This window comes from Streptomyces sp. NPDC001700 (genome assembly GCF_053596435.1).
The window spans coordinates 77,752-96,132 of the sequence record NZ_JBSFGE010000009.1 but is presented as its reverse complement, the minus strand read 5'-3'; the positions used below and the strand labels follow the sequence as shown (position 1 = coordinate 96,132).

Here is an 18,381-nt window from a genome sequence, read left to right as displayed (position 1 = left end):
CCGACCGGAATCGGGCGCACGGCACGCGCCGGGAGCCCGAAGGGAAGACCGGGGGAAGTCGAACCGATGAGCGTGACCATGCTGGAAGCTCACCCACGCCATGTGCCGGTGCGTCCGGACGTCGAGTACTGGGCCACCCGGGAGATACGCCGGAGGGTCCTGGCCGTGGTGCACACGGTGACCGCCGGACAGCGGCTGCTGGACGCCATCCGGCTGCTGGAGGGCGACGTGCGGGTACAGGTGTTCTTCACGGCGGCGCCCGATGTGTTCAGCAACGGCGTCGCCGCGTTCCTGGACGGGCTGCGGGGGCTGGTGCTGCCCTGGAGCCAGGCGGTGCAGACACCGTTCGACCTGGCGCTGGCCGCGGGCCACGGCGGCCTGCACGAACTCCACGCGCCCGTCATCGTGCTGCCGCACGGCGCCGGACACAACAAGATCGTGCCCGGACGGCGGCGGGGGCGCGCGGTGGCGGCGCAGCGCAGCGTCTACGGGCTCAGCAGGCAGCGGCTGGTCCGGGACGGGGCCGTGGTGCCCGAGGCCATCGTCCTGGCGCACCAGGAGGAGCTGGCCCGGCTGGGCCGGGAGTGCCCCGAGGCGCTGCCGGTCGCGGAGGTGGTCGGCGACCCGTGCTTCGACCGCATCACCGCGAGCCTGCCCGCCCGCGCCCTGTACCGGGAGGCGCTGGGCGCCAGGCCCCGGCAGCGGCTCGTGCTCGCCTGCTCCACCTGGGGGCCGAACTCCCTGCTGGGGCGCACACTTGAGGTCCTGGAGCGGCTGGTGGAGGAGCTGCCGCGCGAGGAGTTCCGGGTCGCCGCGCTGCTGCATCCGCACGTGTGGAACGGCCACGGCGAGTGGCAGGTGCGCAGCTGGCTCGCCCGGCTCGGCCGCTCCGGGCTCACCGTGCTCAGCCATTACGCCGACTGGACGGGGGCGCTCGTCGCGGCGGACTACATCGTGGGCGACCACGGCTCGGTCACCCTCTACGGCTCGATGACCGGGGTGCCCGTCCTGATGGCCACCCTGCCCGACGCCGATGTCGACCCCGGCTCGCCGCTGGCCGAACTGGGCTCGTTCGCGCCCCGGTTGCACGGGGACCGCCCGCTGCGGGAGCAGTTCAAGCGCAGCTCGGCGACGTACCGCGCGCAGCGCCACCAGCGGGTGGCGGCCCGGATCACCTCGGAGCCGGGCCGGTTCGCCCGCAAGATGCGCGCGCTCCTCTACCGCAAGCTGCGGCTGCGCGCCCCCGCCGGGCGGCCGACCACCGAGCCCGCGCGGCTGCCGTTCACGGTGCCGTACGACGAGCCGGGCAGCGTGGCGCCGGGCGGTATGCGGCCGGGGGCCGTGTCATGACGCCGGTTGCGCTGGCGTCTCCGGTGACCTCGGTGTCTCCGGTGACCGCCGTGGTGACCGAGCCCGCGTGCGGGGTGGTGACGGGCCGCGTCCACGTCGTGCTGCTGCGGCCGGGGAGCGGTGTGCGGGTCCGCCGGACCGTGGATGAGCACCTGCGCGTCCTGCTGCCCGCGCCGGTGTCCTCGCTCTCCTCGCTGGCCTCGCTGGCCTCGCTGGCGGATGTGCTGCTGGCGGGGGCTGACGTGGGGGTCGACGCCGGGGTGTCGCCGCCGCACCGGCAGACCGCCGCGCTGGCCGCCCGGCACCCCGGTGCCCTGGTGGTGGCGGTGCACCGGGGGCACCGCCTCTGGATGCGGCTGGGCCCGGACGGGCTCGCGCTGACGCTGCGCGCCCGGCGCCCGGCGGCCCGGCCGCCCTGGGCGGTGTGGGCCTCGGTGGCCCACACCTGGCTGGTGGCCGGGCTCCCGGCCGAGGAGCTGGGGGCGACGCCGATGCGGCTGGTGTGGCGTCAGCCCGCCGTGTCCTCCGTCCCGCCGGTCTCCGGGGTGTCCAGACGCCCGAGCCGGGCGCGTACGGCCTCGGCGTGGGCCGACTTCGAACGGCCCACAGCCGAGTAGAGGCCCAGCGCCTCCTCGTAGCGCTCCCGGGCCAGTTCCGTCTGGCCACGCCGCTCGGCGAGCGTGGCCAGGCTCTCCACGGCACGCGCCGTCTCATAGTGCGCGGCCATGCCGCGCAGGGTGGCGAGCGCCGCCGACAGCCACTCCTCCGCGAGGCCGTGCCGGTCCCGGCCGAGGTGCGCTCGGCCGAGCAGGGTGGCCGCGCGGGCGGCGTTGTACGCGTCGCCCGCCTCGTCGAGCGTGGTGTGCGCGGCGTCGGCGTCCGCCACCGCCTGCTCCCACCGCTCCCGCTCCAGGGCGATGTCGGCGAGGTTGAGCCGGGCCAGCCCACCGGCCCGCGCGTCGCCGACCGTGGGTAACTCCGCGGCGGCCCGGGCGAACAGCTCGGCCGCCCGGTCCAGGCGGCCCAGCCGCTGATGGGCCAGGCCCTGGTAGTTGAGCGTACGGGCCTGGCCGAGCGCGTTGCCGCTCGCGTGGAACGTCCGCGCCGCGCGCTCGAACATCTCCAGGGCCCGTTCGTGGCCGCCCATCCCCAGCTCGCCCATCCCGCCGGAGGTCAGCATCCGGCACTGCGCGACCGGGTCCGCCAGCTCCTCCGCCGCGAGCAGCCCTTCGCGGTGGGCGGCCCGCCAGTCCTCGTAGAACTTCCGGCGCAGGAACAGCGGCCACAGGGCGTCGGCGAGCTGCCAGGCGACGGCCGGGAAACCGGCGGGGCGGGCGACGCGGATCACCGCCATCAGATTGGGCAGTTCGCTCTCCAGCCAGTCGAGCGCCGCGTCGCCGCCCTCCCCGAAGTCCGCGATGACGGGATCTGTCGCGTCGGAATCCCGGTCGAGTGTCCGATGCTGCGGATCGACGATCGCCTCGGCGCGCGTGGCGGTGGCCAGATAGTGGTGGGCGATGCGGCGCAGCGCCGCCGCCCGCTCCTCCGGGGCCTCGTCCGCCTCCGCCTTCTCGGCGGCGTGCAGTCGTACGAGGTCGTGGAAGCGGTAGCGTTCGTCCCCGGCGTCGATGAGCAGGTTCGCGTCGTACAGCAGATCCAGCGGCCCGGTCGCGTCCCGGCCGCCGCCCAGCGCCGCGTCCGCCACCGCGCTCCCGAACTCGGGGCCCGGATGCAGGCTGAGGCGCCGGTACAGCCGGGCGGCCTCGTCCCGCAGCCCCTGGTACGACAGGTCCAGAGCGGCCCGTACGTTGTGGTCCCCTTCGATGGCCAACGCCTCCAGCCGGCCGCGCTCTTCGGTCAGGGCGCGCACCATCGTCGTGATGTGCCGTCGCGGCCGCGCCGCGAGCCGGGCCCCGGCCACCCGCACCGCCAGCGGCAGCCCGGCGCACAGCTCGACCAGGGCCCGCGCCTCGGCGGGCTGCGCGGCCACCCGGTCGTCGGCGAGCGTGACCCGCAGCAGCTCGACCGCCGCGTCCGTGGCCAGCGGGTCGAGATGCACCGCGTAGCACCCGTCGACCGTCAGCCCCGGCATCCGCCACCGGCTGGTCACGGCCGTCACGTTCGGGCCGCCCGGCAGCAGCGGGCGGACCTGCGCGGCGGTCGCGGCGTCATCCAGCAGCACGACCAGCCGCCGGTCCGTGGTCAGCGACCGGTACAGCGCCACCCGCTCGGCGGGCGCCGTGGGTATCTGCCCGGTCGGCACCCCCAGCGCCCGCAGAAACCGCCCCACCACCTCTTCGGGCGATACGGCCCCGGCCGCCGACTGGGCGCCGAGGTGGGCGTAGAGCTGCCCGTCCGGAAACCGCTCGCGCAGCCCGTGCAGCCACGCGAGCGCCACCGCCGTCTTCCCGACCCCGCCCAGCCCGCTGACCGCCGCCAGCGTCCCGTACCCCTCCGCGGCCGCCCGCTCCCGGTGCCCCTCCAGCGTCCGCAGCTCCGCCGTCCGGTCGGTGATCCGCACCGACGGCGGCAACTGCCACGGTACGTGCGCCCGTTGCCCTTCGCCGGTATCCCCGGCCCGGATGTGAATCCCCCCGTACACCGCCCCCGCCTGCACGGCCCCGCCGTGCACCGTCCCGCTCAACTCGTTGTGGTCACCGCGCGGTTGCCCCTGCACCCGTCCCCCTCCGCACTTCTCGTGATGAGGTTACGTGCAAAATGCCTCTGTCATATGCCTCCGTGGCAATTCGGAATGACTGTTCGTGGTCTCGACCGATCGATGCCCGCCGCGCCGCAGCGTCAAGCTTGTCCACGGGTGTCGTCGGTGGCGGACAGGTGGGCCGAGAGGTCGTCGACCATGCGGCCGAGGAGGCGGCCGAGGTCCTGGCGGTCCTGGGCGGGCCAGTGGGCGAGGGCGTCCGTGAACCAGCCGAGCACGGTGCGCATGTAGCGGTCGGCGGTCGACGCGCCCTCCGGGGTGAGGTCGATCAGGCGGGCGCGCTGGTCGTGGGGGTCGGCGATGCGGTGGACCAGGCCGCGCTGTTCGAGGCCCTGGACCTGGCGGGTGGCATGGGGGCCCGCCACCTGCATGCGGTCGGCGATCTCGCCGATCCGCAGGGGCTGACCGGCCATCTTGAGGATGCTGAGCACCGCCACCGCCGGTCGCTCAAGCGAGATTCCGGCGGCCGTGGCGGCCTGCTCGAACATGCGGCCGCGGTTCAGCACGTTGCTGAGCTGGGTCAGCCGGGGGAGCAGCTCTGCGAGCAGGTCGTCGTCATCCATGCGATTGATTACCTAACTTAGGTATATAGTTTGGTGCGGGAGGTGCGGCAATGAGGAAACTACCGAAGCGGAAGATCCTGATCTCCGGCGCCAGCATCGCGGGCCCCACCCTGGCCTACTGGCTTCACCGGTACGGCTTCGAGGTCACGGTCGTGGAGAAGGCGGACGCGGTGCGCGGGGGCGGGTACCCCATCGACATCCGTGGCACGGCGCTGGGGGTGATCCGGCGGATGGGGATGTGGGACCGGATCCTGGCCGCGCACCTCAACACCCGCGCCCTCACCTTCGTCAACGGCGCGGGGAAGCCGGTGGCGTCGCTGAAGCCGGAGGTGCTGACCGGCGGCGTGGAGGGCCGGGATGTGGAGCTGCCGCGCGGGGAGCTGGCCGCGGCGCTCTACGGCGCGGTGCGGGACGACGTCGAGTTCCTGTTCGGCGACTCCATCGGCACGCTCGACGAGACGGGCGACGGCGTGGACGTCACCTTCCGCGGTGGTGCGCGGCGCACCTTCGACCTCGTGATCGGCGCGGACGGACTGCACTCGCACACCCGAGGTCTCGTCTTCGGTCCCGAGGAGCGGTACCACCGCTACCTCGGCTACTGCTTCGCCGGGTTCACCATGCCCAACCGGCTGGGGCTCGCGCGCGAGGGCGTGGCCTGCAACACCCCGGGCAGGGCGGCGATCCTCTACGCGCCCACCGACGACGGCCCGCTGCACGGGTTCCTCACCTTCACCCGGGACACCCCGCCCTTCGACGCCTTCACCGACCCCGCCGCCCAGCGCGACCTCGTCGCCTCGGTCTTCGCCGACGGCCGGTGGGAGACGCCCCGGATGGTCGAGGCCATGCGGACGGCCGACGATCTCTTCTTCGACGTCGTCAGCCAGATCCGGATGCCCCGGTGGTCGCACGGCCGGGTCGCCCTCGTCGGCGACGCCGCGTACGCGCCCTCCTTCCTGTCGGGGCAGGGGTCGAGCATCGCCCTGGTCGGCGCGTACGTCCTCGCGGGGGAGCTGGCCACCCGCACCACCCGCACCGGCCACACCGCCGCGTTCGCCGCCTACGAGCGCGGCATCCGGGCGTTCGTCGCCCAGAACCAGGCCATCGCCGACGGCGGCGGCGCCACCCTCGTACCACGCACGGCCCACGGCCTGTGGCTGCGGAACCAGGCGCTGCGCGCGGCGCCGCTGCTGGCCCGGACGGGGCTGTCCGGCCTGGCCCGGCGCAAGGCCCGGAGCGCCAACTCCGCGCTCACACTGCCCGGTTACGCGTACGAGGAAAATCGGTGGAGCCGCGTCCCGGGATAGGGGTACGGTCTCCTCGTTCGCGTCGAGAACGCTCGTGAGGACGAGAGAAACGGGAGGTGTGACCGATGGCTGTCTCTGTGCTGGGCGCTGCCCGCAACCAGAAGTTCATCCACTTCACCTCCGTGGTCTCCGGCTGACGCTTCGCGGTTTTCGCGATGTCCCTATCGCGCCGGGGACCGCCCTTCGAAGGGCTTTCCCTTGAGCTTGAGCAACGCACTTTTCGACGCCTACGGCTGGGACCACCGCTGGGAGGCCGAGTTCGTCCCGTACGCCCGGCAGGGGCTGATCCCCGGCCGGGTGGTGCGGGTGGACCGTGGCCTGTGCGATGTGGTGACGCCCGACGGCACCGTCCGCGCCGACACGGAGTTCGTCGTTCCGCGCGACCCGATGAAGGTCGTGTGCACCGGCGACTGGGCCGCCGTGGACGGCGCCGACGCGGGCGAGCCGCGTTACGTACGGGCGCTGCTGCCGCGCCGTACGCAGGTGGTCCGCTCGACCTCCTCCAAGCGCTCCGACGGCCAGGTGCTGGCCGCCAACGTCGACCACGCCGTGATCGCCGTATCGCTCGCCGCCGAACTGGACCTCGGGCGGGTGGAGCGGTTCGTGGCGCTCGCCTGGGAGAGCGGGGCACAGCCGGTGGTGGTCCTCACCAAGGCGGACCTCGTGGCCGATCCAGGCACCCTGGCGCATCTCGTCACCGACACCCGGACCGCCGCGCCCGGGGTCGAGGTCCTGGCGGTGAGCGCCACCACCGGGGACGGGATGGACGTGCTCGGCGCGCTGCTCGCGGCCGGGACCGCCGTCCTCCTCGGCCAGTCGGGCGCGGGCAAGTCCACCCTGGCCAACGCCCTCGCGGGCGAGGACGTCCAGGACGTACGCGCCATCCGCGACAGCGACGGCAAGGGCCGCCACACCACGACCACCCGCAACCTGCTGCCCCTCCCCTCGGGCGGCGCGCTCATCGACACCCCCGGGCTGCGCGGGGTCGGGCTGTGGGACGCGGAGGGCGGGGTGTCGCAGGCGTTCGCCGAGATCGAGGCGTACGCCGAGGAGTGCCGCTTCCACGACTGCGCGCACGAGGCCGAACCGGGGTGCGCGGTGCTCGCCGCCGTCGAGGACGGCGCGCTGCCGCCCCGGCGGCTGGACAGCTACCGCAAGCTGCTCCGTGAGAACGCCTACCTCGCGGCCCGCACCGACGCCCGCCTGCGGTCCGAGATGCGCCGCGAATGGAAGCAGCGCCAGGCCCTGGGCCGCCACATGACCGAGCGCAAACGCGGCCCCCAGCGCAAGCCGTAACGCCGCGCGGCGGTGGTGGGGTGGGGTGGGGTTTTCCGGGCCAGTGTGGCCAGGAAAACCCCACCCCAGCAGGCAGGCTGTTCAGGGGGAGCCGCGATATCAGTCTCTGGCGTTACTGGCCGCTGAGAAGGGCAGTGGCGTCCTCGGCCGCGGCTGCGAGGGCCTGGTCGAGGTGTTCGGGATAGCGTCCGCCCGCGCTGGCGAGGGCTCCGGTGCCGCCACCTCCGCCGCTGACCGTCGTGGCGGCGCGGCTGATGACCTGCGCAGCCTGAACGCCGCCGCCGAGCAGGTGCGGCGAGACGGCTGCGACGAGCAGGGCCTTGCCGGAGTGTTCCAGAGTCAGGACTACGACCGCGGGTCCGGCGGGCAGGTGGGTCAGCGTCTCGGCGGCCAGCTGTCGCAGCTCATCGGGTGTGACACCGGTGATCTTCTGCGCGACGAGTTGTCCGCCGCCGGTCGGGCGGGCCGTGTCGGCGAGCCGGGCGGCCTGGGCACGCAGTTCAGCGGTCCGCATCTGTGCCAGCTTGGCCTGCGCGGTCGCGAAGACGTCCAGGCGCTTGCGCAAGGCGTCGGGGGCCTCGGAGGGCCGGGTGCCGAGTAGTGCGGCGAGTTCGTTCAGCAACCGCCGTTCGGTGTCGAGATGGCGGAGCGCACCGTGGCCGGTGAGGGCCTCGACGCGGCGGAGGTTGGAGCCGATCGAGGACTCGCTGAGCAGGCGGAAGGCGCCGACCTGGGAGCCGTGGGCGACGTGGGTTCCGCCGCAGAGTTCGCGGGAGAAGTCGCCGATGTCGACGATGCGGACCCGCTCGCCGTACTTCTCTCCGAACAGCGCGATGGCGCCCGCGGCTTCGGCTTCGGCGCGGTCGGCGTGCCAGGTTCGTACGTACGGGTCGTCGAGGACGTGGCCGTTGACGGCCGCCTCGATCCGGGCCAGTTGGTCGGGGGTGAGGGCGGTGAAGTGCGCGAAGTCGAATCGGAGCCGGTCGGGTTCGACGAGTGAGCCCTGCTGGCGGGCGTGGTCGCCCAGGGTGGCCATGACGACGGCGTGCAGGATGTGGGTGGCCGAATGCGAGCGCATCAGATCTGATCGGCGGGTGGCGTCCACGGACGCTGCGCCGACGGCGGCGGGTCGGATCTCGCCCTCGACAACGCGTCCGGTGTGAACGCGCAGTCCTGCCAGGCCCCATGTGGTGTCGGTGATCTCGATCAGGGCGCCGTGTTCGGTGCGGAAGGTGCCGGTGTCCCCGATCTGCCCGCCTGCCTCCGCGTAGAAGGGCGAGCGGTTGAAGATCAGCTCGACGGCATCGCCCTCACCGGCCGAGTCGACTCGCTGGCCGTCCTTGAGAAGTCCGAGCACGGTGACCTCGGCCGAGAGGCGTTCGTAGCCGAGGAACGGCGCGTCGGCGCCGGTTTCGGCGAGCACCGAGCGGTAGATGTCCATCTTCCTGAGGGCCTCGGCGGTCTTGGCCTTGCCACCGGCCTTCGCCCGCTTCTTCTGCTCGTCCAGCAGCGCGGCGAACCGGTCCTCATCAACGGTCAGCCCGGCGTCGCGGGCGGCCTCGACGGTCAGCTCAAGGGGGAAGCCGTAGGTGTCGGCCAGCTCGAAGGCGGTCTCGCCGGGCAGGGCGGCCGAACCGCCGCCCCGGGTGCGGCTGATGGCCGCGTCCAGCAGCCGGGTGCCCTGGGCCAGGGTGCGGGTGAAGGACTCCTCCTCGGCGGCGACGACCTGCTCGATCAACGCGGCCTGGGCCGTCAGCTCCGGCCAGACGCTGCCGAGGTTGCCGATCACGCTGGCAGTCGCGGCGGGCAGCACGGGCCCGTCGATACCGAGCAGCCGCGCGTGCCGGATCGCGCGGCGCATCAGACGCCGCAGGACGTAGCCGTGTCCGTCCTTGGCGGGCAGGACACCGTCGGCGATCAGGAAGGCGATGGAGCGGGCGTGCTCGGTGACTACCTGGAAGGACACCTTCTCCTCGCCCTCACCGGGGCAGGCCCTCCCGGCAAGGCCCTGGACGGTGCGGAAGGTGGGCAGCAGCAGGTCGGTGGTGCAGACGTTCTGGGCGTCCTGGAGGATCGCGGCGAGCCGGTCCAGACCGAGGCCGGTGTCGACACCCTTGCGGGCCAGCTCGCCGAGGATGGGGAAGTCGCCCTTCTTGTCGCCCTCACCGCGCTGGAACTGCATGAAGACCAGGTTCCAGATCTCGACGTAGCGTTCGCCGTCGACGGCGGGGCCGCCCTCCTTGCCGAAGGCGGGGCCACGGTCGTAGTTGACCTCCGAGCAGGGCCCGCAAGGGCCGGGGACGCCCATGGACCAGTAGTTGTCCTCCATGCCGAGGCGCTGGATGCGGGAGGCGGGGACGCCGATGCGGCGCCAGATGTGCTCGGCCTCGTCGTCGTTCTCGAAGACGGTGATCCAGAGCTTGTCCTTCTCCAGCCCGTAGCCCCGCGTGAGGAGTTCCCAGGCGAAGGCGATGGCGTCTTCCTTGAAGTAGTCGCCGAAGGAGAAGTTGCCCATCATCTCGAAGAACGTGGCGTGCCGGTTGGTGCGGCCGACGTTGTCGATGTCCGAGGTGCGGGCGCACTTCTGGATGCTGGTGGCGCGGGGGAAGGGCGGGGCGGTTTCGCCCAGGAAGTAGGGCTTGAACTGGTTCATCCCGGCGTTCGCCAGCAGCAGGGTCGGGTCGTCCGGAACGAGCGGGCTGGACGGGACCGGCTGGTGGCCACGGGAGGTGAAGAAGTCGGTGAACGTCTGACGGATCTGCGTCGAGCGCATCGCGGCATGGCCTCACGGAAGAGTCGTGGAAGGTGGTGGGGAGATCACACGCCGAGCCGGGCCGAGAACAGGGACTGAGAGAGTTCTCAGTTCTCCAGCTCGACGCGGATAGCTCGCGCCCCCATGGGCCGCACCTTGACTCCAGATCCGTTGACCACATCGGTGGTGCAGCAGGCCGCAAGAACGACTGTCCTGGTCTGCCGCACCACTGACTGTAGCGGGCCCGGGGTCAAGATCGCTTAGCGTGTGCGGGTCGACACCGTGAGGGCGGTCGGCGGACAGGACGCGAAGTCCAGCAGTCCGGGCCCGATCCGGGCCGCGTCGTCCAGGACGGCTGCGGCCCCGGCCGCTGTGAGGGCGGTGGGTCCGGCATACCCCCATCCGGCCCCGAGCGGGGTGATGTCGGCCGCGCGGGCGGCGGCGATGTCCCCGGTGGTGTCGCCGAGGAACACCGCCTCGGACGGGGCGGCGCCGAGCTTGCCCAGGGCGAGCAGCAGCCCGTCCGGGGCCGGTTTCGGTTCGGCGTCCTCGCGGCAGACGGTGACATCCAGCAGGGCGAGGACGGGCGGAGGCAGCAGCCAGGACAGCCGGGTCCGGGTCTGCAGGGTTACCAGGCCCGTGGCGATCCCGGCGTCCTTGATCGCCATCAACCCTTCCAGCACCCCGGGAAACAGGGTGGTGCCTGTGGCGGTGGCCAGGGCCGGGTCCCACCAGATCTCGCAGAGCGTGTCGGGCTCCGTGACGCCGAGCCCGGCCAGCACCTCGACCCTGGGGCTCGTCAGAGCGTCTGGAGGCAGGTCGGCGACGGTGACCCGGCGCCCCAGGGCGGCGGTCGCCACACCCGCGAGGGTGGCCAGCATCGCCTCCCGGCTGTCCAGAAGGACCCCGTCCAGGTCGAACAGCACGGCCCCCGTCACGACGCCGCCCCGGTGGTGGGGAGGTCGGCGTCTGCCAGCAGCGGGTGCAGGGTGACGCCGTACTCGTGGAGCAGCGGCCGTCCGCCGAGCGGCCTCTCCAGTACGCAGAGCGCGTCGGCGACCGGGGCGCCGACGACCCGCAGTATCCGGGTCATGGCCAGCAGCTGCCCGCCGGAGCGGACCACGTCGTCGACCAGGACGACCCGTCGTCCCTCGACGCCGGTGCCCTCGATCTGCCGTCGGGAGCCGTAGCGCTTGGGCAGCCGCCGCAGGAACGCGGCCGGTAGTCCGGTGGCCGCGGACAGGGCGGTGACCAGCGGGACGCCGCCCAGCTCGATCCTGGCCAGCACCTCGGCGTCCTCGGGGACGAGGGCCGCCAGGGCGTCGGCGACATCGTGCAGCAGTCGCGGGTCGGCGGCCAGCCGGTACTCGTCGAAGTACGAGTCCAGCACCTGCCCGTCAGGCAGGGTGAACGCATCGCGGACGCAAGCGATCCCGGCGATCCGGGCGGCCAGGGCGCTCGCGGTGGTGACGGTCATGCGTCAGCCTCCTTCCGGCTGGTGAGGTCGTGAAGCCGGGCGGCGAACGCCGACGCCGACGCGATCGGGCTGAGGAAGCCCAGAGGGCGGGTGGGCGTCTCGAACAGCCACCTCTCCCGCAGCAGGAAGACCAGCAAGCCGAGCGCGGTGGGGCCGGTGACCCAGACGGGGACGGGGCGGATGTTGCCCGCGTAGTAGAGGGCGGCGGTCAGCTCGTGCAGGGTGCCGACCCCGCCGCCCATCGCGACCACCAGGTCCGCCGCGTCCAGGTAGTGGTTGAGGCGGGCGCCGAGGTCGGGCAGGTGGACCTCGTCGGTGATGTGCGGATTGAAGGCGCCCCACTCGGCGTGCTTGTCGGCCAGCGTCACCGCGGTGACCGTGCCGCCCTTGGCCCCGGCCCCGCGGGCGGCGGCTTCCATCAGCCCGTTGTAGCCGCCGTGCAGCAGGGTGAACCCGGCGTCGGCCAGGGCCATGCCGACTTCCTCCGCGAGCCGTTCCTCATCCGGAGAGGCGGGGACGACCCCGCCGAAGAACACCGCCGTCAACCGCCGGACCTGGGCCCCCTCCCGACCGGCTGCTGGGGGCTTCACACCAGCTCCAGGTAGGTGCGGTAGGCGGTGATCGCGTCCGCGAGGCCGTCCAGGGCGTTCGGGCAAGCCCGCGCGGTGAGTACGAGGACCCGGTCCAGGGCGGCGTTGACATCGGCGGCCTCGGGGACGGCCGGGGAGGTGACCGCCGCGTCCAGGTCGGCCAGGCAGGCCCGGCCGATCGGTGTGAGCGCGAGCTCTTCCCGCAGCTGATACCAGCCCCAGAACCGTGAGGCCGGTGCGAGGGCGGTCTTGATCAGGTCCTTCGTCGCGGTGTGCAGCATGTGCCATTCGGCGTAGGCGACGAACCGGTGCCCGCGCTGGATGCGCTTGTGCAGCAGCACCGCCAGCACCAGGTGCTCGATCAGCAGCTCGGTGCACGACCTCGGCCGGGCCGTCAGCTCGGCGACACAGGCCCTGGCCTGTTCGATCTGCGAGGTGGTGATCTCGGCCGGAGGCCTCTCCAGCAGCACCTTGCCACCGACCGTCCGCCTCAGGTCCGTGATCTGGGAGGCGGGCGCGAGGTAGAGGTCGACCTGCTGGAGCGTGCCCTCGTGCTGGACGAGGAAGACGAACCCGATGCCGCTCAGGTCCGCGACGATGGTGTCACGCCAGCCGGGCAGCAGGGCCCCGCCCGCGACCGTCATCAGGTCGTCCAATGCGGAGGTGAAGGCGGGCAGGTACTGGTCGTGGACGCCGACGACGAAGTCCACGTCCGAGAGCCGGTCGGCGGTGCCGGAGGCGAGCGAGCCGCGGACCAGCAGGTGGGTGACCGCCGCGGAGGCGGCCAGCAGCCCGGCGATGCGGGTCAGCAGCGGCAGCTGGGCAGGCCGGTTGGCCTCGGTGAGTTCGGCCAGGCGCAGTTCGGCCGGAGCCAGGGGCAGAGCGTTGGGCATGAACGGTCCTTCCGGGCTGGGGAGGGCGCGGACGAGAGCGAGAGTCGCGGGCGGCTTCATGAGACGAGGGCGAGGAGCTTGGCCTTCGCGGCCGTCCAGCGCTCGTTCCCCTCGATGTCGCCGAGCGCGGTGTGCAGGTCGACGATCAGGTCGTAGGCGGTGCCCTCGGGGAGGGCGAAGGAGTAGAACAGCCGCAGCAGCAGTTGTTCGGCGGCGGCGGTGTAGCCGAGGTCGGCCAGGCGCCGGGCGGCGGCGAGACGGTCGGCCAGCTCCGCTTCCGACGCGGTCGGCAGCCGCTCTGCGGACGATGGCTCTTCCGCCTGCCGGGCAAGGCGGGTGTAGGCGTCGTCCGCGTAGACGTCCGCGATCAGGTGGATCCGGTCCGGACCGAGGAGGTTGCAGACCCCGTGAGCGAAGGTCGGGGTCAGTCGCCAGACCCGCCCGCCGCCCATGTGGACCTTGGCGCCACCGGTGACCAGGAACGCGGAGGAGTTGGTGTGCAGCGGGATGTGGAGGCGGTGGCGCTCGACCCGGTCGAGTTCGTCGTAGTCGCGGTGCTCCCAGAGGAACGCGTTCGCCTCCAGCCGGGCAAGCCGTACCCACATGTAGTTCAGGCCAAGCCCGGCCAGCAGACTGGCAGTGACGGGCATGTGCTGGAGCAGGGCGGTGGGCCTGGCGGCGCCGTCGGTGATCCTTACGTCGGCGGCGTCACCAGAAGCGTTCATCAGCGACGTGGTCCACCAGCCGCCGGACTGGAACTCGCCGTACTCGGCCTTCCAAGGCGCAGGGACGGTCAGGGCCTCGTGCCGCATCCGCTCGACCAACTGCCCTTCTAGTCGCTCCAACTGGACAATCTGCCCGGACAGGGCAGCAGTTGCCTGTGCTTCTTCCATGGCGTGCCTCTCGAACTCCCGCCCAGGGCCAAGGCCCGAGGCATGCGGATAGGGGTGGAAGGCTCCGCGTCCGGCCGGATTCCCCTGCTCTCACCGTTGGGGAGCCGTGGGAATCGGGGTCCGTCGGCCGGACGCGGCGCCGACATCAGAGTGATCCGCCCGCGTTGCCGCAGGTAGTGAGAGGCGGCCGCCTCTTCTGGGCGGTGCGGCCGCCCGCTGTGGGCGGCCACTCCGCCCCCGCGCCACAGGTTTGACCGCGTGCCCGGACAGGCAGGAGGTCGTTGGTCAGCATCAGCGGCGCAATCCGGCGCCGCCGTGTGCCCGCGGGGAGGCAGCCCGGTGTCAAGCCAGGCAAGGCAGCAACCGAGGACAGTCCACGACATCACCTGCGGCAAGGCCCTGCGCGAACGTGCCTTGGGCCGAGCAGGCTGTCCCGACCCCGTGCCACCGGTCCTGGTCGCGGGAATCGCCGCAGAGATCGAGGCACACTGCGGGCACCGCCGCCTCAAGTGCCGCCGTTTGGCGAGGGGGTGGACCGTCGTTCAGGCCGTTGCTGCCGCCCACCAGACTGTCGAAGACGAGCACTTGGCCAAGGTGGGGATGTCCGAGCGGTCATGGAAGGACTGGGAGGCGGGCGTCCTGCCCAGCGCCGACTACCAGGACCTGCTGTGCCGCCTGTTCGTCACCGGCCCCGTCGAGTTGGGCTTCGCCCGCGACTACTCACCCGTCCCCGCAGCGGACGAGATCGCTCCGCCCTGGAACGGGGACAGTCCGGATGGAACACTTTGCGAAGGGGAACCCGCCCGAGCAGGTGAGGGCTCGCGTACCTGCACGGAGGTGGAGGCAACGAAGCGTCGGAACGCGGTGAAATTCGCCGGACTGGCCATGGCGTCCCCGGCTGCCGCCGCACAGATCCTCGAACAGGCCGCCGCCGAGGCCATGGAGTTCACCCGGCAGGCTGAGGCCTCCTCGCTCGGCTCGGGAACCCTGGACCACCTCGACCTCGCGGTCGGCGAGTTCAACCACGCGTACTCGATCAAACCGCCCAGGGTCGTCTTCGACGGGGTGATGGACTACCGGCGCAAGGTCGACGCCCTGCTCAAGTCCCCGCACACTCACCGTCAGGAACGCGAACTGCTGGCGTTCGCCGGGTGGCTGTCGGAGCTCTTGGCCTGGCTCGCCCATGACCTCGGGGACGCCCGCACCGGTCTGGCGTTCGCCACCGACGCGTTCGTCCACGGTCGACAGGCCGGACACGGTGAGCTGTGCGCGTGGGCGATGGACGCCGCCGCCTCCATCAACCTGTACGAGCACCGGCCCGAGAAGGCCCGCGACGCGGCGCTCAAGGGCCTCACCGAGGCCCCGGCCACCCATCCGCTGACCGTGCGGCTGCACGCCCAGGCCGCCCGCGCTGCCGCTGCTGATGGTGACGCGGACGGTTTCACCACCGCCTTCCGGGCCGCCAAGGACGCCTATCATCTTCTGCCGCCCCGCCCGCCCCGCTGTTTCGGTATCGATGTGCTGCCGTTGGCCGACTACGCCCTCACCTCGTATCCAGCGACCTCGTTCATCTGGCTCGGCCAGGCGGAACAGGCCCGTCAGCATGCCGAACACGCGCTAGCGGCCTATGAATCGGCGCCCGAGGCATCCCGCTCACCGAGCCGGGAGGCCATCGCCCGGATCGACCTGGCCCTTGCCCATGCCCAGCTCGGAGACCCCGACGACGCCGTCGCGCTGGGGCATCAGGCCCTCGACTCCGCTCGCGTCGTGGACTCCGTCCGCCACCGGGCCGGTGATCTCACCGCGTTTCTCGCCCGCCGCTATCCCCGCCAGGCGGCCGTGGAGGGCCTTCGCGAACGGCTGGCCGCCCACGGTGTGGTCTGTCCGCAGCCCCCCGGAGCATGAACCAGAAGGAGGCATGACGTGACCGGCGCCCAGCAGCCTGCCGAGCACTCTCTCAATATCCGCAAGCCGTACTTCGACCTGATCGCCAGCGGTGCGAAATCCATCGAGGTCCGGGTCGGCTATCCCAAAATCCGCAAGATCAACGCTGGCGACACCCTCCGGATCACCTGCGGGGAGGAGTCCCTGGAAACCCGCGTCACAGCGGTGAAGGAGTACGCGTCCTTCACCGCGATGCTGGCCGCCGAGGACCCGGCCGCGATCGGCGAACCGGGCATGAGCCACGACGAGCTCGTCGCCGCGATCCGCGAGATCTACCCTCCCGAGAAGGAAGCCCTCGGCGTCTTCGCTCTCCACCTCACCCTCACCCAGGCGGGCGCCTGACGGTATGCGTCGGGCCGTACGGGACGCGGGACGACCTCGGCGGCCGGGTGTCTGGTTCGGGTGGCCGTTGGGGGTGACTCGACGGGAGGATGGGGGAAGCGTCATCCCACGTCGGGCACACCGTCGGCGGTCGGTAGGCGGCTGTCGGCAGAGAGCGGGTCGCGATGAATTCCGGTACGGATGAGTACGACGTCGTTGTCCTGGGTGCGGGTCCGGTCGGGGAGAACCTGGCCGACCGGGCCCGTGCGGCCGGGCTCTCCACGGCGATCGTGGAGAGCGAGCTGGTCGGCGGCGAGTGCTCGTACTGGGCCTGCGTCCCCAGCAAGGCGTTGCTGCGCTCGGTCATCGCGCGCGCCGAGGCGCGGCGTACGCCCGGGGCGCGGCAGGCGGCGGCCGCGCCGCTGGACGCGGGTGCCGTCCTGGCCCACCGGGACGCGTTCGTCTCGAACTGGAAGGACGACGGCGCGGTCGGCTGGCTCGACTCGGCGGGCATCGACCTGGTCCGTGGCTACGGGCGGCTCGTCGAGCCGCGCCGTATCGCGGTCACCCAGCCGGACGGGCAGGAGCGTTTCCTGACCGCCCGGCACGCCGTGGCCATCTGCACCGGCAGCCGGGCCGCGCTGCCGGATCTCCCCGGCCTCGCGGAGGCCCGCCCGTGGACCAGCCGGGAGGCGACCAGCTCGTCCACGGTGCCCCGGCGGCTGGCCGTGGTGGGCGGTGGGGTGGTGGCCGTCGAGATGGCCACCGCGTGGAACGCCCTCGGCTCCGAGGTGACCATGCTGATCCGTGGCTCGGGGCTGCTGGAGCGCATGGAGGCGTTCGCTGGCGAGCTGGTGGCGGAGTCGCTTGCCGAGGCGGGGGTGAAGATCCGTACGGGGACGTCCGTGACGGCCGTACGGCGCGACGGCACGGACGGCGCGGTGACGCTCACGCTGGACGGCGGGGAGACCGTCGAGGCCGACGAGGTGCTGTTCGCCACCGGGCGCGCGCCGCGTACCGATGGCCTCGGCCTGGAGACGGTCGGGCTCACGCCCGGCGGCTGGCTGGACGTGGACGACACCCTCCGGGTGCGGGACGTGCCGGGCGGCTGGCTGTACGCGGCGGGCGACGTCAACCACCGCGCGCTCCTCACCCACCAGGGCAAATACCAGGCGCGGATCGCGGGCGCGGCCATCGGCGCCCGCGCCCAGGGCGTACCGCTCCTGGAGACCGACCGCTGGGGCGCCCACGCGGCCACCGCGGACCACGAGGCGGTGCCGCAGGTCGTCTTCACCGACCCGGAGGTCGGCGCGGTCGGGCTGACCGCCGAACAGGCCGAGGCCGCGGGCCGCAGCATCCGGGTCGTCGACTACGACCTCGGCCAGCTCTCCGGCGCCGCCCTGTACGCGGACGGCTACCGCGGCCGCGCCCGCATGGTCGTCGACCTGGACCGGGGCCATCTGATCGGCGTGACGTTCGTGGGCCCGGGCGTGGGGGAACTGCTGCACTCGGCGACGGTGGCGGTGGCCGGTGAGGTGCCGATCGAGCGGCTATGGCACGCGGTGCCGTCGTTCCCCACGGTGAGCGAGGTATGGCTGCGGCTGCTGGAGGCGTACCGGGGATAGGAGCGGCGCGGCGTCCGCATGGTCGGGTTGGGCCAGCCCGCGGGCACCTCTCGGCGGTAGCCGGGGCGGCGTGCGGTCGCGAGGCGGGGCCATCCTCGCGGGCGCGGCGGTCTTGGCGGCCCCCCAGAGGGTGGCTGGACGCGGTGCTGCTCGGGCGGCCTTCGTGACTACACCCACGGCGCCCTGTGCCGGGCGGCTTTGGCGCGGAGGCTGGTCGTTCGGCGGTAGTGGGGGCTTCGCTGCGGGGCGAGCGGGACTGGGACTTGGCGGAGACGACCCAAGGGGCGTCTGGACGCTGCCTCGCCCGCAGTCGGGCTCCTGCTCGGGCCCCCTTAGCGGCTTGGTTCACGGTGCCCCGTCCCGGGGCGCGCGCCTGCGTGAGCTGGGGGACTTTGCCGTGGAGGGGCGCTCGGCCCTGCGGTGGGCTGCCTGCCCAGGGGAGCCGGAGCCTTGCTGCGGTCGGTTGCTGGCCTGTGGTGGCGGAGGGCTGCTCGCTCGGCGGCAGGCTGGGGCTTCGCTGCGGAGGGGCGCTCGCTCGGGTGGGGGCGTCCGGACGCGGGCCCGCGTGTGGCCGAGGCCCCGCCCGGGGCGGCCTTCGCGGCTCGGCCCACGGCGCTCCGTGGGGGTGGCGTCCGGCGGCTCGGGGCGCCCGGA

General features: G+C 72.7%; 15 protein-coding genes. 7 read left to right on the top strand and 8 right to left on the bottom strand.

Going from position 1 to position 18,381, the window contains the following annotated elements:
- The first annotated feature begins 66 nt into the window (after nucleotides 1–66).
- Nucleotides 67–1,350 (top strand): hypothetical protein, encoded by a 1,284-nt coding sequence (locus ACWC5C_RS18815; protein ID WP_385445046.1) that lies wholly within the window; start codon nucleotides 67–69, stop codon nucleotides 1,348–1,350.
- On the top strand, nucleotides 1,347–1,967 hold the full coding sequence (locus tag ACWC5C_RS18810; RefSeq protein WP_450876576.1) for a transcriptional regulator: 621 nt from the start codon (nucleotides 1,347–1,349) through the stop codon (nucleotides 1,965–1,967). Before ACWC5C_RS18815 ends, ACWC5C_RS18810 begins: the two co-directional genes overlap by 4 nt.
- On the opposite strand, the gene ACWC5C_RS18805 is transcribed toward ACWC5C_RS18810, so the two are convergent.
- Together ACWC5C_RS18805 and ACWC5C_RS18800 are read right to left on the bottom strand one after the other, a co-directional pair.
- Nucleotides 1,859–4,027, bottom strand: a complete 2,169-nt coding sequence (locus tag ACWC5C_RS18805; protein ID WP_450876574.1) for an ATP-binding protein — start codon at nucleotides 4,025–4,027, stop codon at nucleotides 1,859–1,861. The genes ACWC5C_RS18810 and ACWC5C_RS18805 overlap by 109 nt on opposite strands.
- 122 nt (nucleotides 4,028–4,149) lie before the next feature.
- Nucleotides 4,150–4,632 (bottom strand): MarR family winged helix-turn-helix transcriptional regulator, encoded by a 483-nt coding sequence (locus tag ACWC5C_RS18800; RefSeq protein ID WP_450876572.1) that lies wholly within the window; start codon nucleotides 4,630–4,632, stop codon nucleotides 4,150–4,152.
- A 50-nt stretch (nucleotides 4,633–4,682) separates the two neighbouring features.
- Between ACWC5C_RS18800 and ACWC5C_RS18795 the strand changes: the two genes are divergently transcribed.
- Nucleotides 4,683–5,936, top strand: a complete 1,254-nt coding sequence (locus tag ACWC5C_RS18795; RefSeq protein WP_450876570.1) for an FAD-dependent monooxygenase — start codon at nucleotides 4,683–4,685, stop codon at nucleotides 5,934–5,936.
- Between the two features lie 204 nt (nucleotides 5,937–6,140).
- A complete protein-coding gene (gene rsgA, locus ACWC5C_RS18790) occupies nucleotides 6,141–7,232 on the top strand; it encodes a ribosome small subunit-dependent GTPase A (RefSeq protein WP_450876568.1) in 1,092 nt (363 codons plus the stop codon).
- A 112-nt stretch (nucleotides 7,233–7,344) separates the two neighbouring features.
- Here rsgA and alaS read toward each other — a convergent pair whose 3' ends face one another.
- From alaS to ACWC5C_RS18760, 6 genes are all read right to left on the bottom strand, one after another.
- The gene (gene alaS / locus ACWC5C_RS18785) at nucleotides 7,345–10,005 is read right to left on the bottom strand and encodes an alanine--tRNA ligase (RefSeq protein ID WP_450876566.1); all 2,661 of its coding nucleotides are present in this window, start codon (nucleotides 10,003–10,005) and stop codon (nucleotides 7,345–7,347) included.
- Nucleotides 10,006–10,244: 239 nt separating this feature from the next.
- Nucleotides 10,245–10,922, bottom strand: a complete 678-nt coding sequence (locus ACWC5C_RS18780) for an HAD family hydrolase (RefSeq protein WP_450876564.1) — start codon at nucleotides 10,920–10,922, stop codon at nucleotides 10,245–10,247.
- Nucleotides 10,919–11,461, bottom strand: a complete 543-nt coding sequence (locus ACWC5C_RS18775) for an orotate phosphoribosyltransferase (protein ID WP_450876562.1) — start codon at nucleotides 11,459–11,461, stop codon at nucleotides 10,919–10,921. Before ACWC5C_RS18775 ends, ACWC5C_RS18780 begins: the two co-directional genes overlap by 4 nt.
- Nucleotides 11,458–12,051, bottom strand: a complete 594-nt coding sequence (locus ACWC5C_RS18770) for an SLOG cluster 4 domain-containing protein (RefSeq protein ID WP_450876560.1) — start codon at nucleotides 12,049–12,051, stop codon at nucleotides 11,458–11,460. The genes ACWC5C_RS18775 and ACWC5C_RS18770 overlap by 4 nt, the downstream gene beginning before the upstream one ends.
- The gene (locus tag ACWC5C_RS18765) at nucleotides 12,048–12,944 is read right to left on the bottom strand and encodes a nucleotidyltransferase domain-containing protein (protein WP_450876558.1); all 897 of its coding nucleotides are present in this window, start codon (nucleotides 12,942–12,944) and stop codon (nucleotides 12,048–12,050) included. Before ACWC5C_RS18765 ends, ACWC5C_RS18770 begins: the two co-directional genes overlap by 4 nt.
- A 56-nt stretch (nucleotides 12,945–13,000) precedes the next feature.
- The gene (locus ACWC5C_RS18760) at nucleotides 13,001–13,837 is read right to left on the bottom strand and encodes an aspartyl/asparaginyl beta-hydroxylase domain-containing protein (protein WP_450876556.1); all 837 of its coding nucleotides are present in this window, start codon (nucleotides 13,835–13,837) and stop codon (nucleotides 13,001–13,003) included.
- A 600-nt stretch (nucleotides 13,838–14,437) separates the two neighbouring features.
- On the opposite strand from ACWC5C_RS18760, the gene ACWC5C_RS18755 reads away from it, so the two are divergent.
- From ACWC5C_RS18755 to ACWC5C_RS18745, 3 genes are all read left to right on the top strand, one after another.
- Entirely contained in the window at nucleotides 14,438–15,742 is a 1,305-nt protein-coding gene (locus ACWC5C_RS18755; protein WP_450876554.1) for a tetratricopeptide repeat protein, read from the top strand.
- An 18-nt stretch (nucleotides 15,743–15,760) separates the two neighbouring features.
- Nucleotides 15,761–16,123, top strand: coding sequence for an ASCH domain-containing protein (locus ACWC5C_RS18750; protein WP_450876552.1), 363 nt, complete (start codon nucleotides 15,761–15,763; stop codon nucleotides 16,121–16,123).
- A 164-nt stretch (nucleotides 16,124–16,287) separates the two neighbouring features.
- Nucleotides 16,288–17,727: a dihydrolipoyl dehydrogenase family protein gene (locus ACWC5C_RS18745; protein WP_450876550.1), complete on the top strand. Its 1,440-nt coding sequence runs from the start codon at nucleotides 16,288–16,290 to the stop codon at nucleotides 17,725–17,727.
- The last annotated feature ends 654 nt before the right edge of the window (nucleotides 17,728–18,381 follow it).

Coding starts and splice junctions, on each gene's coding strand:
- ACWC5C_RS18815 (WP_385445046.1), top strand. CDS start 67: ATGAGCGTGACCATGCTGGAAGCTCACCCACGCCATGTGCCGGTGCGT.
- ACWC5C_RS18810 (WP_450876576.1), top strand. CDS start 1,347: ATGACGCCGGTTGCGCTGGCGTCTCCGGTGACCTCGGTGTCTCCGGTG.
- ACWC5C_RS18800 (WP_450876572.1), bottom strand. CDS start 4,632: ATGGATGACGACGACCTGCTCGCAGAGCTGCTCCCCCGGCTGACCCAG.
- ACWC5C_RS18795 (WP_450876570.1), top strand. CDS start 4,683: ATGAGGAAACTACCGAAGCGGAAGATCCTGATCTCCGGCGCCAGCATC.
- alaS (WP_450876566.1), bottom strand. CDS start 10,005: ATGCGCTCGACGCAGATCCGTCAGACGTTCACCGACTTCTTCACCTCC.
- ACWC5C_RS18775 (WP_450876562.1), bottom strand. CDS start 11,461: ATGACCGTCACCACCGCGAGCGCCCTGGCCGCCCGGATCGCCGGGATC.
- ACWC5C_RS18765 (WP_450876558.1), bottom strand. CDS start 12,944: ATGCCCAACGCTCTGCCCCTGGCTCCGGCCGAACTGCGCCTGGCCGAA.
- ACWC5C_RS18760 (WP_450876556.1), bottom strand. CDS start 13,837: ATGGAAGAAGCACAGGCAACTGCTGCCCTGTCCGGGCAGATTGTCCAG.
- ACWC5C_RS18755 (WP_450876554.1), top strand. CDS start 14,438: ATGTCCGAGCGGTCATGGAAGGACTGGGAGGCGGGCGTCCTGCCCAGC.
- ACWC5C_RS18745 (WP_450876550.1), top strand. CDS start 16,288: ATGAATTCCGGTACGGATGAGTACGACGTCGTTGTCCTGGGTGCGGGT.